The sequence below is a fragment of the Agrobacterium vitis genome (assembly GCF_037039395.1).
GTDB lineage: Bacteria > Pseudomonadota > Alphaproteobacteria > Rhizobiales > Rhizobiaceae > Allorhizobium > Allorhizobium vitis_E.
In genome coordinates, this window is record NZ_CP146244.1 from 395,900 (window position 1) to 408,590 (window position 12,691).

Below are 12,691 nucleotides of genomic sequence, written 5' to 3' on the forward strand. Positions count from 1 at the left end.
AGGATGCCTATTCATCATGAAGATACGCGCGGGATTTCGCATAGGTTACGAATGCCAGCAAGACACGGCTATGCTGCTGGTGCTCAATATCCATCCATCCCGCCGCACCGATCTTCTGCAGGACCAGGTCCTGAGTTTCGACCGGCCGATTGAGGCCTGGGGTTATTTCGATAGTTTTGGCAATGCCTGTAGCCGCATCGTCGCGCCACCGGGACTGACAACGATCTCTACCGAATTCGAGATCTACGATGGTGGCCTTCCAGATCCGGTGCCTGAAAATGCGTGGCAGCATGACATCAAGGATCTTCCCGATGATGTGCTCGTCTTTCTGCTCGGCAGCCGGTATTGCGATACGGATCGCCTGTCAGATTTCGCCTGGAAGACCTTTTCCTTTACCCCTTTGGGTTGGCCACGGGTGAAGGCGATCCTGGATTTCGTCCACAATCACATCTCCTTCAACTATCAGAAGGCGGATCCTCTTCGCACGGCGTTCGGAGGTTTTACCGATCAGACCGGTGTTTGCCGCGATTTTGCGCATCTTGCGGTCACGCTATGCCGCTGCATGAATATTCCGGCGCGTTATTGCACCGGGTATCTGGGGGATATAGGCGTGCCTGATGATCCGAACCCGATGGATTTCAGTGCATGGTTTGAAGTCTATCTCGGCGGTCGGTGGCATACGGTTGATGCCCGACATAACAAGCCCCGGATAGGCCGCATCCTCATGGCCATCGGACGGGATGCCACAGACGTGGCGCTTTCAACTGCCTTCGGCCCTGCCATCTTGAGGCAATTCGACGTGACAACCATCGAGATATAGAGTGTGGTGGAGACGGCAGGCAGGCTGTTTGATCTCGTCCCTTACCTCGATGCATTCAGCGGCCTGCCATGTCACGCTTGCCGCAGGCCGATCATTGATTGCCTACAGTTTTCGGCGAGGTTTTCTGCAATCGGTGTACTTTTGAATCGGATCGATTGACCACTGATCTCATCCATCAAATGCTGGCTCTTTGGGAAATCACAATCGTTTCGTGACGGTATTACTCTGCGCTGTTAAGCAAAGAATAACGGACATACAGTGCGATGAAACGAGCAGTGCGGCGAAACGGGAGGCTGCCTTGGATTTCATGAAATTGCTCAAGTCGCTTGAGGAATTGCTCTACGAGTTGGTGTCCTGGCTGCTGTTTTATCCTCTCACCATGTGGCGCTCGGTGACGAGACCTCTCAGCATGATGCGATACGCCGATCTCGAACTTGCCGACAGACCGGAGGATCAATACGACGATACCCTGAGCCCTCCCTTGTTCCTGCTTATCACGCTGCTTCTGTCCCAAGGGCTGTCGACTGCCTTTCCGTCCAGTTACGATACCACGGTTGCCGCCAAGGAACTGGGGTCAGTGTCGAACCTGCTCATCGCGCGTGGTGTGTTATTCGGGATTTATCCCCTTTGCATGGCAGTCACCCTTTTACGGCGCAAGTCGGTAAGGATCACCAGAAGCTCGCTACGCCCGCCCTTTTTCAGCCAGTGTTATGTCGCGGCTCCGTTCGCATTCATCATAGGTCTGGCGTTCGACTTGATGTTCATGCCCGACGGACAAGGTGTCCTGATCGGCCTCCTGACGCTGACTGCTGCAACACTCTGGTACGCGCAAGCCGAGGTTCGATGGTTTAAGCAGGATTTGGCTATTGGAGAATTGAAGGCGGTTGGCGCCTTCACTCTCGCTTTTCTGGCCGCGACAGTCGTGGCGTTCCTCCTGGCCATTACCATCGGCCTTGAAGCTAAGAACCTGACACCCTGACCGACAGTTGATCTCTGCCTTCGCCAGGAAACCATCTGGGCCCTCAGCGCTTGTGCGAAAGGTCCAATTGACCTGACCACATGCGTGGCATGCGCCTTTGCGTTGCATTCATATCGCCATCGCGGGAACTATCCTGCCGGACCTCCATTTAGGAAATGGAGCGATAAGTTCATTCAATGAACGGCACCTCATCGTGAAAGTCCGCAACCCTACGTTAGAAAATGACGCAAGAGTTCTGTGGTCTTGACCTCATTCCATGTCACCGAAAAGGGGAGCGGACATGTCGAACAGCAACCAACTGGATCTTTCCCGCCGGGATCTTCTTATCTCATCGGCTGTAACGGTCGTGGTCACGGGAGCCGGCGAAAGGAGCGTGGCAGCACAGCCTGCAGGAGACAAGATGAAATTAACGACACCTGTGACGCTAAACGTCAATGGAGCGCGTCGTGAGATTGAGGTCGACAACCGCACGACCCTTCTCGACGCGCTACGGGAGCACCTGGATCTCACGGGCACAAAAAAGGGCTGTGACCATGGTCAATGTGGAGCCTGCACCGTCATGGTCGATGGTCGGCGGATCAATGCCTGTTTGACCCTGGCCGTCATGCATGACGGCGACGAGATCACCACGATCGAAGGTCTCGGTCAGCCTGGCAATCTTCATCCCATGCAGGCCGCCTTCGTCAAGCATGATGGTTTTCAGTGCGGCTATTGTACGCCCGGGCAAATCTGTTCCTCCATAGCGGTCCTTGAAGAAATCAAGGCCAATATTCCGAGTCACGTGACGTCCGACCTCAACGGGCCAGCACAATTGACAGCCCCCGAAATTCGCGAGCGGATGAGCGGCAATATCTGTCGATGCGGCGCCTATTCCAACATTGTCGACGCCATTTCCGAAGTTGGAGGGATCAAGGCATGAAAGCTTTCACCTTTGAGCGCGCCGCCTCGATTGAGGCCGCAGTGAAGACGGCGGCTGCCAACCCCGACGCCAAATTTATCGCTGGCGGCACGAACCTGCTCGATCTGATGAAACTCGAAGTCGAGACGCCAACCCATATTATCGATGTGAATGGGCTTGGTCTCGATAAAATCGAATCCACTGATAACGGCGGTCTGCGCATCGGTGCTCTCGTGCGAAACACCGATCTTGCCGCGGACGGGACTGTCCGCCGCGACTACGGTCTGTTGTCACGAGCCCTGGTTGCGGGTGCATCCGGCCAGCTTCGCAATAAGGCGACCACTGCCGGTAACCTGTTGCAGCGCACCCGCTGTCCTTATTTCTATGACCCGAACCAGCCGTGTAACAAGCGTCAGCCGGGCAGTGGCTGCTCGGCCATTGGCGGTTTCAGCCGCCAACATGCTGTTGTCGGGGTGAGTGATGCCTGCATCGCCACCCATCCCAGTGATATGGCAATCGCCATGCGCGCGCTCGATGCGACCATTGAGACAGTGAAGGCAGATGGCAGCCGCCGGTCTATTCCGATTGCCGATTTCCATCGTCTTCCCGGAGAGACCCCGCATATCGAAAGCGTATTGGAACGCGGCGAATTCGTGACCGCCGTCCTGTTACCACCACCGATCGGCGGCAAGCATATCTATCGAAAGGTCAGGGACCGGGCGTCCTACGCGTTTGCGCTGATTTCAGTCGGCGCCGTCATTCAAGCGGATGGCACGGGACGTGTTGCCGTCGGTGGCATCGCCCATAAGCCCTGGCGGATCGAAGCTGCGGAAGCGGAGTTACCAAGAGGCGCCCGCGATGCGGCGAAGGCTATTCTCGCCGATGCCCGTCCGACTGAACAGAACCGGTTCAAGGTCGATCTTGTCGAGCGTACGCTTGGCGCCGTCCTTTCCGACGCAAGGGGGTGACCCATGAAGTTCGAGACACCTGCAACAACCAATCCAATCGACCGCCTCAAGGTCGTCGGCCAGCCGATCCACCGCATCGATGGCCAATTGAAGACAACTGGCCGGGCGATGTATGCCTATGAGTGGCGAGATCCAAACACGCGTTATGCCTATGGCTACCCGGTTGGGGCAGCAATTGCCAAAGGCCGGATCAAAGCCATGGATGCGACAGCAGCCAGGAAAGCTGATGGCGTGCTCGCTGTGTTGACGACCCTGGATGTCGGCAAGCGCGAGAAAGGCAAGCTCAATACTGCAAACCTGTTCGGCGGCGATGAGGTTCAGCATTATCATCAGGCAATTGCCGTTGTGGTCGCGGAGACTTTCGAGCAGGCGCGGGCCGCTGCTGCCTTGGTTAAAGTAGACTATGACGAGGAGAAGGGGTCATTCGATCTCAGCGCGGCGCGAGAGACGGCGAAAAAGCCGGATGACTCCCAGAAGCCCGACACGGCTGTCGGCAATTTTGAAACAGCTTTCCGAGCCGCTCCGGTCTCCTTCGAGCAATCCTATACGACGCCTGACCAATCTCATGCGATGATGGAGCCGCACGCTTCGATCGCCGCTTGGAATGGTGATGAGGTGACCGTGTGGACATCCAGTCAGATGATCGATTGGTGGCGCTCCGATCTCGCCACAACCCTTGGCGTTGACAAGGAGAAGATCCATTTGATGTCGCCGTTTATCGGCGGCGGATTCGGTGGCAAGCTGTTTCTCCGGGCCGACGCCGTTTTGGCCGCCTTCGCGGCACGTGCTGCGAAACGACCTGTCAAAGTCGCCTTGCCACGTCCATTCATGATCAATAACACCACCCACCGCCCGGCAACGATCCAGCGCATCCGCATCGGCGCTGAGCGGGATGGGAAAATCACCGCCATCGCGCATGAGAGCTGGTCGGGAGATCTTCCCGGCGGCGGTCCTGAGGTGGCGGTCAACCAGACGCGCCTGCTCTATGCAGGTGCAAACCGGATGACGGCCATGCGTCTTGCAACCCTCGACCTTCCAGAGGGCAACGCCATGCGGGCCCCGGGCGAGGCGCCCGGCCTGATGGCGCTGGAAATTGCCATGGACGAAATGGCTGAAAAGGTTGGTATGGACCCGATCGCGTTTCGCATCGCCAATGACACCCAGGTCGACCCGGAAAATCCCGAGCGCCCATTCTCGCATCGGGACCTGATCGGCTGTCTGAAGCGTGGTGCGGAGCGCTTCGGCTGGGACAATCGACCGAAGGTCGGATCTCGCAGGGAGGGCAATTGGTTGATCGGCATGGGCGTCGCCGCCGCATTCCGCGACAACATGGTCCTTCCATCAGGCGCCCGGGTCAAACTCGACAACCAGGGCATTGTCACGGTTGAGACCGACATGACCGATATCGGAACCGGCAGCTACACGATCATCGCTCAGACCGCAGCGGAAATGATGGGCGTTGGCATCGATAAAGTCGCCGTGCATCTTGGAGACTCTCGGTTCCCGATTTCGGCGGGTTCTGGTGGCCAGTTCGGGGCCAATTCAGCGACATCAGGTGTCTATGCGGCTTGCGTCAAACTTCGTGAAGCGATCACCCAAAAACTTGGGTTTAATTCCGATGACATTGTTTTTGAGGATGGGAGCGTTAAAGCTGGAAACCGCTCGGTTCTGCTTGCCGAGGTCGCTGGTTCTGACGGGCTTGTCGGCGAAGACACCATGGAGTGGGGCGATTTCACCAAGACGCATCAGCAATCCACCTTCGGTGCTCATTTCGTCGAGGTTGGCGTCGATGTCGCCACCGGCGAAACACGCATTCGGCGCATGTTGGCGGTGTGTGCGGCTGGTCGTATCCTCAATCCGATCACGGCGCGCAGCCAGGTGATCGGCGCAATGACCATGGGTGCCGGAGGCGCCCTGTCGGAAGAACTGGTGGTCGATGCAAAGCGGGGCTTTTTCGTCAATCACGACCTTGCCGGGTATGAGGTTCCGGTTCATGCGGATATTCCACATCAGGAGGTTATCTTCATGGACGAGACCGACCCAATGTCCTCGCCGATGAAGGCAAAGGGCATTGGTGAACTCGGCCTCTGCGGTGTCTCCGCGGCAATCGCTAATGCTATCTATAACGCCACGGGCGTTCGGGTGCGGCACTATCCGATCACCCTCGATAAACTGATCGGTGGCTTGCCTGACATTGCCTGACGTCGAGTTTAGCGTGTCCGACATTGGTTCTGAGCGTTTTGCTCGCTCACGGCAGCCTGTTATAAGAAGAGCCATTGAAAAATGGCTCTTCTCATCCCTTTGCTTTAGATCCTGACAGACCCGCGTGCAGCCTTTGGAGCAACTCTTGTTCCGATCCACAGTCCATCTGTGCTAATAGCCAGATGATCGTTTCCGTGCGAACCGGGGTAAGGCCTTGTCGATGAGCGGGTAACGGGACATGATCGACTTTCGCGACGTGATAAAGACTGCCTTTCGTATCAAGGCTCCGGTGCGTGATGGTCGATTGGATGAAGAGTTTGATACGGAGAAGGCGCAAGCGCTGGTTCGTATCATTATTGTCACCGGGGCAATCTGCTACGTTCTGCCAGTCATATTAATGGGAGTGACACCGGTCGAGGCATGGGCCGTCGTGCCTCTTCTCAGCTATTATTTTCTGTTTTCGCTTGCGGCATACTGGTGGATAGCACATCGGCCCGGTGAAAATAGGTTGCGGCGGGCAATTACCATTACCCATGACTTTGGCGCTCTGACCTTTACTATTGCCGTTGGAGGTCAAACGTTTCTGCCGCTGTTTGCCATTATGTTGTGGGTGACTGTCGGCAACGGCCTGCGCTTTGGACCAGCCTATCTCAAAATTTCAACGGTAGCGACGCTCGCCGGGATTGCCATTATAACCTCCGTCAATTCCTATTGGCGTGAAAATCCGTTTTTGGTCCTTACATTGGTGGCCACGACCGTCCTTGTCCCCGCCTATATCTATGCTTTGCTTGGACGATTGCGCAAAGCCTATGAGGTCGCCCAGGAGGCCAGCTTGTCGAAATCGCGGTTCCTGGCGCAAGCGAGCCATGACCTTCGGCAACCGATCCATGCCATCAGCTTGTTCACGGCTTGTCTACGCGATGCCAACTTGCAGCCGAAAGAACTGCAAATGGTCGAAAATATCGACCGATCTCTCCAGAGCGTATCGCGCCTGTTCAAGTCGCTGCTGGATATTTCGACCCTGGACAGCGGCAGGGTCACTCCGAAATATGAGCGTATCGCGATTGCCGAAGTGATCGATGATATTTTGCGTCAGAACCGGGAAGCGGCGCAGCAGAGCGGCATTACATTGCGAACGGTCGGTTGCAGCGCGGTTGTGGAGATAGACAGGGCGCTTTTGACGACCATGGTGCAGAACATCGTCAACAACGCCATCAAATATGCGGCGGGACGAGATGTCGTCATTGGCTGCCGGCATCGCGGTGGCCGGCTTGCTGTCCAGATCTGCGATCAAGGACCCGGCATTCCCCGCGAACATCAAGCCAGGGTGTTTGAGGAATTCTATCAGGTGCGTGAGCGGGGCGACAAGGACATTGATGGGGTTGGCCTTGGCCTTCCGATCGTGCGGCGTCTCGGTCGCCTGCTCGACATTGATGTGGATTTGAAGTCGAATCCAGGCAAGGGAACCAGCGTCACGCTCGGCAACCTGCATGTGACGCATAAACAAGAATGGTCCCAATCGACCCTGGCGGCGGGGCACTATCCGGCGGCCATCGACGGACTGCGCATATTGCTGGTGGAAGACGATGAGGCCGTATTGATCGCCACGGCAAGCCTGCTGCGAAAATGGGGATGCCACGTCCAGGCCGAGGCGACGATACCCAGACATGTGGGGGACTTTGACCTGTTGATCACCGACTTTGATCTCGGCGGTGGCGTCACCGGCACGGAATGCATCCAGATCGTCCAGGACCTGATCGGCAGGCAGGTGCCCGCAGTGGTTATGAGCGGCCATGACGAGGGGCGGGTCAGAGAGGACCTGGGATCGGCTGATATTCCAATCCTGTCAAAGCCCGTACGACCGGCAGAGCTTCGGTCGGTGGTCATGGTCGCCGCCTTGGAGACACGCAGGACGAGAGAGACGAGTTCGTAGCCGGTTTAGTCACACCGGGCTGTTGGTGGCGGGTGGATTGATTGATGTGATGAATTGCAATATTTACTGCAAATAAAGTGTCTATTTTGAAATAATCGAGATGAATGACTATAAAGCGCTGAAAGTGTTTCTTCTGGCTGCCGAAAAGCGGAATTTTGCGCAGGTCGCCCGCGAACTCGACATGACACCAGCCGCCGTGAGCCGGGCAATCGCCGCCTTGGAACGTGATCTTGGTGTCCAGCTTCTTCGTTCGAACGACCCGTCAGGTTGCCCTTACGACAGATGGCGCCATTTTCGCCGCTCAGATCCAGCCAGCCGTGGCCGCCTTGGATAGTGCGCGGCGCGACGTCAGGAACGCAAACAAGACGGACGAGGGACGGTTGCGGATCAGCGTTCCGACCTGGTTTGGTAAGGCCGTGCTACCGCCGATCCTCTCCGGCTTCAGGAGGCTCTATCCAAAAATGAGCTTTGAGATTTCCCTGTCGGACGGTCTGGTGAACATTGTTGACGACGATTATGACCTTGCGATCCGCATCTCCTCGCAGCCATCGGATAAGTTCACCATCTGGCGCAAGATCCATATCGTGCCGCGTATTCTTGTTGCCGCACCGACAAGCAAATTCGTCGATATGCGGCATCCTGGCGAACTGACACCCGACGATTGCCTCGCCTATAGCGGCGAGAGCCGGCGGGAAAACTGGGTCCTGTCAGACGGCGGATCAAGCATGACGATCTCAGCCGGAGGGGCGTTCAGCACCAACAATGGAGAAGTTCTGGCTGATATGGCGGCAGATGGCGCCGGGGTGGCGATGCTGCCGGGATTTCATGTTTCGGAACATTTGAAAACAGGGCGCCTGGTTCACGTCTTGCGAGGGTGGTCGCCGCCCGATTTGTGGCTGACACTTTATTATCCGCCCTATCAGGCTCTACCGCCTCGGATCGCGGCTTTCTCGAAATTCTTCGAGGACCAGGTCGCCGCCCAAATGACCACCTCGATTGAGGGATAACCTGTCAAAGACCTGCTGGCGTCTCTCCTGCTCTCTCTGTGAGAGGCCCTACTGTGCCATGGCCCTGTGACGCGCGGTTATTTCCGCAGCGACAAGCGCCTGCAAGCGCCAGAGATTGCGGTCACGGATTCCTTCGGCCTGAAGGTCGACAATGGTCTTGTGGAGATACTCGGCGCATGATCCGCCCTGGCCGCAGGCGCTGGCTATCAAGGATGCTGACTGCTCGTCCGGCAAGGGTTTGGTTAGTCCAAGTCGGCTGGTGCTTGCCCAAAATGTCAGGGCGCGGTGAACTCCGTTTGCCGTCTTCACATAGACCCAACGGACCATGCTCCTCACCTCCCGATACTTGATCTCCCGAGCGATGAGGGCGCGCAGATCCCGGCGGCATCGTTCAGCCGAAAGCTCGAAGACAATGCCATCGCACTGTCCACCGCGCTCCAGGGCCAGCATCAATCCGGGCTGTGTGCTGGTGGCGCGCCAGCGCTCGATTTTGAGGGAAAACGACCTGTGCCATCCGTAAGCGGTGGCGCGCTGGCGAGTGGCTGGTTCGAATTCGGGATTCCAGATCAGCGAGCCATAAGCAAAAACCAGCAGAGGATCACCGCCTGCCTCGGTTTCAATCCTGTCGACGAGTTCATCAAGTTCAGTTTCCGAAAGCGGTGTCCAGCCGGGCTCCGGGCCGTCGTCGCGGACGCCTCTGATGGTCAGGGCAACAAGCTCGGGTGTTAACTGCATCATCGTATCAATCCGCATTCTGACGAAAGATGAGAGTTTGCCTTGGGAAAAGTGGAACCCGACCTTCCCGAAAGACAAACGACAACAGGAGAAGCGTGGCCGTGGCGGCTTTCCACCCCGACCACGCCTTTGGATCAGGACTTCACGAAAGCCAGCAGGTCGGCGTTGAGCACGTCGGCATTGACGGTCAGCATACCGTGCGAGAAGCCGGGATAGGTCTTGAGCGTACCATTCTTCAGCAGCTTAATCGCTTTCAGTGCTGCATCGGCAATGGGGACGATCTGGTCGTCTTCGCCATGCAGGACGAGAGTTGGGACGGTTATCGTCTTCAGATCCTCGGTCTGGTCGGTTTCAGAGAACGCTTTGATGCCGTCGTAATGCGCCTTGGCGCTGCCCATCATACCCTGACGCCACCAATTCTGGATCACGCCCTCCTGGACTTTGGCGCCGTCGCGGTTGAAGCCATAGAACGGACCGGCGGGAACGTCGCGGAAGAACTGCGCGCGGTTGGCAGCCAGTGCTGAACGGAAACCGTCGAAGACCTCCATCGGCAGGCCTTCGGGATTGGCGTCAGTCTTCAGCATCAGCGGAGGGACGGCAGACACGAGAACCGCCTTGGCGACGCGACCGGCTGGCTGGCCATGCTTGGCCACATACCGGGCGACTTCTCCTCCGCCGGTGGAGTGACCGATATGGACGGCGTTCTTGAGGTCGAGGGCTTCAACGACCGCAAAGGCATCTGCTGCATAATGGTCCATGTCATGGCCATCGGAAACCTGCGCCGAGCGACCGTGGCCGCGCCGGTCATGGGCAACCACGCGGTAACCGTTGGCGAGGAAGAACAGCATCTGTGCGTCCCAGTCATCGGATGACAGCGGCCAGCCATGATGAAATACAATCGGCTGGGCATCCTTCGAGCCCCAATCCTTGTAGAAAATTTCAACGCCGTCCTTGGTGGTGATGGTACCCATGGTCTTGTTTCCTTCGGTTGAGGTGTTGGTGGGCGCAGCGAGCTTGGCTGCAAAGCTGAATGATGCGGTGAGCGCCGTTGCGGCGGCGGCCGATCCGGAAAGCAGGACGCCACGACGTGTCAGGGAAAGAAGAGTGTTGTTGGTCATGTTCCGCGTCCTGCGATCTTGTTTCTGTATCGTCAGACCACTCGGTTCGTCTGATGAGGGCATATTGCCGCCAAACACCCTTGCTAACAATTACATTATTAATTCAGATTTAATTGCGATTATTGCAATAATGGCGAGGGTGTCGGCGACAACCGCGTCGCGGTGATTAACGCGAACGCGGCGACTTTTCCGGTTGTGCATACCGCCTGCCGTTGGGATTAATGCCCAATGAGATTGGCAAGCTCCAGTTTTCCGTCGTCTTACACGATCGTCGGCGTGATACCGCCATCGACACGCAGGGCCGCGCCATTCGTTGCAGCGGACAATGGGCTTGCCACATAGGCAACGAGACTGGCAATTTCCTCTGGCTCGATCATTCGCTGGATCAGCGATGTCGGACGCTCCTTGGCGAAATACTCGCGTTCCATCGCGTCGGCTGACAGGTTCGGATCGCTTGCCACGCTGCGCATGAAATCCTCAATCCCGGCAGAGCGCGTGGTCCCCGGCATGACGGTATTGACGGTCACGCGCGTGCCTTTGGTGGTTGCAGCAAGGCCGCGCGAGATGGCGAGCTGTGCCGTCTTTGTCATCCCGTAATGGATCATGTTGGGCGGAACCAGTACGCCGCTTTCGCTGGAGATGAAGATTATTCTTCCCCAATTTCGCGCCAGCATGTCCGGCAGGTAATGCCGTGCAAGCCTGACACCGCTCAGCACGTTGATCTCGAAAAACCGGCGCCAATCGTCATCGGTGATATCGCTGAAATCCTTGGATTCGTAGATGCCGAGATTGTTGATGAGAATGTCGATCTTCGGGATTGCCGCAGTCAGTACTTTTGCCCCCGCTTCGGTCGCGGGATCGGCGAGAACACTGCGGACACTGCCGCCAATGTCGCGCATTGCGGCGTCGAGTGACGCCTGGGTGCGTCCGCAGATAATGACACTGGCGCCTTCGGTGGCCAGTCTGCGAGCAATAGCGAGGCCGATGCCGGCAGTTGCGCCCGTGACCAGCGCTGTCTTGCCTTCGATTTGCAAATCCATGAGGTTTGTCTCCCTGGTTGATAATTATGTGGACGCCCGGTGACGGACATCCTTGGGGTAGCGGATAAAGGGGTCAGGCGTTCCAGTCTGGAGCCAGACCCGGAGGACTGACGAGACGGCCGTCGGGGCGTGCCAATTTGCTGATCGAGGCCATCTCGTCCGCGCTCAGCTGGAAATCGAATACGGCAAAATTTTCCACGACCCGCTCAGGCTTGGCGGTTTTGGAAAGCACGACAAAACCCTGTTGGATCGACCAGCGCAAACCGACCTGCGCGGCGCTCTTGCCGTGCTTTCTGCCGATCTCCTGAAGCAGCGGATCGTCTGGCACCTTGCCGTCAGCCATGCCGAAATAGGTGGTGATCGCAACACCCGCCGCCTTAGCCGCTTCAGCCATAACGCGCTGATCAAGATAAGGATGCAATTCGATCTGGTTGGTGACGATCGGTGCCTTGCTGCGCGCGAGCGACTCCTTCAACTGGGTGATATTTTGATTGCTGACGCCAATGAACCGCGTTTTGCCTGCGGCCTGCACCGCGTTCAGCATGTCGATCTGGTCTCCAATCGCTATCTTGTCGGCTGGCCAGTGCAGAAGCAGCAGATCGACCCGGTCGACTTTCAATTTGTCGAGGCTTTCCTCGACCGAAGCTCCAAACTTCGCCGTGTCATAATTGTCTACCCATACCTTGGTGGTCAGGAACAGGTCGTCGCGACGGGCACCTGCCGCCTGAAGTGCGCGGCCAAGAGCTGCCTCGTTCTGGTAGATCTGGGCGGTATCGAAATGCCTGAAGCCAGCCTCAAGCGCCGCTGGTACGACCTTCTCCACCTCTTCGTCGGACATCCTGAACACTCCAAGGCCGAGCGCCGGAATGTGGGCGCCATGCGCCGTGATTGTCTGCATAGTCGTCTCCTGGTGTTGTATCTGCCGGCTCGCGTCGCTGCGCGGGGACCTATGGTTGGGTTTAGGCGTCCCTTCGCGAGCATATGTGGACAC

The 12,691-nt window shown here is 57.2% G+C and carries 10 protein-coding genes and 1 pseudogene; 7 read left to right on the plus strand and 4 right to left on the minus strand.

Translation table 11 applies throughout. From position 1 onward, the window contains the following. Positions 1-16: 16 nt before the first annotated feature. The 7 genes and pseudogenes from V6582_RS23250 (at position 17) to V6582_RS23280 (ending at position 8,807) form a co-directional block, all read left to right on the plus strand. Positions 17-820 carry a transglutaminase-like domain-containing protein gene (locus V6582_RS23250; RefSeq protein WP_156632751.1) on the plus strand — a complete coding sequence of 268 codons (804 nt, stop codon included), beginning with the start codon at positions 17-19 and terminating at the stop codon, positions 818-820. A 298-nt stretch (positions 821-1,118) separates the two neighbouring features. Continuing rightward, a complete protein-coding gene (locus V6582_RS23255; protein ID WP_156632752.1) occupies positions 1,119-1,799 on the plus strand; it encodes a permease in 681 nt (226 codons plus the stop codon). Positions 1,800-2,079: 280 nt separating this feature from the next. After that, positions 2,080-2,718: an aldehyde dehydrogenase iron-sulfur subunit PaoA gene (paoA, locus tag V6582_RS23260; protein ID WP_156632753.1), complete on the plus strand. Its 639-nt coding sequence runs from the start codon at positions 2,080-2,082 to the stop codon at positions 2,716-2,718. Further along, positions 2,715-3,665, plus strand: coding sequence for an FAD binding domain-containing protein (locus V6582_RS23265; protein WP_156632754.1), 951 nt, complete (start codon positions 2,715-2,717; stop codon positions 3,663-3,665). Before paoA ends, V6582_RS23265 begins: the two co-directional genes overlap by 4 nt. A gap of 3 nt (positions 3,666-3,668) precedes the next feature. Next, positions 3,669-5,867 (plus strand): aldehyde oxidoreductase molybdenum-binding subunit PaoC, encoded by a 2,199-nt coding sequence (paoC, locus tag V6582_RS23270; RefSeq protein ID WP_156632755.1) that lies wholly within the window; start codon positions 3,669-3,671, stop codon positions 5,865-5,867. Positions 5,868-6,105: 238 nt separating this feature from the next. After that, on the plus strand, positions 6,106-7,800 hold the full coding sequence (locus V6582_RS23275) for a hybrid sensor histidine kinase/response regulator (RefSeq protein ID WP_197434425.1): 1,695 nt from the start codon (positions 6,106-6,108) through the stop codon (positions 7,798-7,800). Positions 7,801-7,900: 100 nt separating this feature from the next. Beyond that, positions 7,901-8,807: pseudogene (locus V6582_RS23280) on the plus strand (LysR family transcriptional regulator). 48 nt (positions 8,808-8,855) lie between these two features. On the opposite strand, the gene V6582_RS23285 reads toward V6582_RS23280, so the two are convergent. The 4 genes from V6582_RS23285 to V6582_RS23300 form a co-directional block, all read right to left on the minus strand. Next, positions 8,856-9,542 carry a gamma-glutamylcyclotransferase gene (locus tag V6582_RS23285; protein WP_197434429.1) on the minus strand — a complete coding sequence of 229 codons (687 nt, stop codon included), beginning with the start codon at positions 9,540-9,542 and terminating at the stop codon, positions 8,856-8,858. A gap of 134 nt (positions 9,543-9,676) precedes the next feature. Further along, on the minus strand, positions 9,677-10,513 hold the full coding sequence (locus V6582_RS23290) for an alpha/beta fold hydrolase (protein ID WP_420360203.1): 837 nt from the start codon (positions 10,511-10,513) through the stop codon (positions 9,677-9,679). Between the two features lie 407 nt (positions 10,514-10,920). Then, positions 10,921-11,700, minus strand: coding sequence for an SDR family NAD(P)-dependent oxidoreductase (locus V6582_RS23295; protein ID WP_156632759.1), 780 nt, complete (start codon positions 11,698-11,700; stop codon positions 10,921-10,923). Positions 11,701-11,773: 73 nt separating this feature from the next. Further along, the gene (locus tag V6582_RS23300) at positions 11,774-12,598 is read right to left on the minus strand and encodes an aldo/keto reductase (RefSeq protein ID WP_156632760.1); all 825 of its coding nucleotides are present in this window, start codon (positions 12,596-12,598) and stop codon (positions 11,774-11,776) included. Positions 12,599-12,691: the final 93 nt, after the last annotated feature.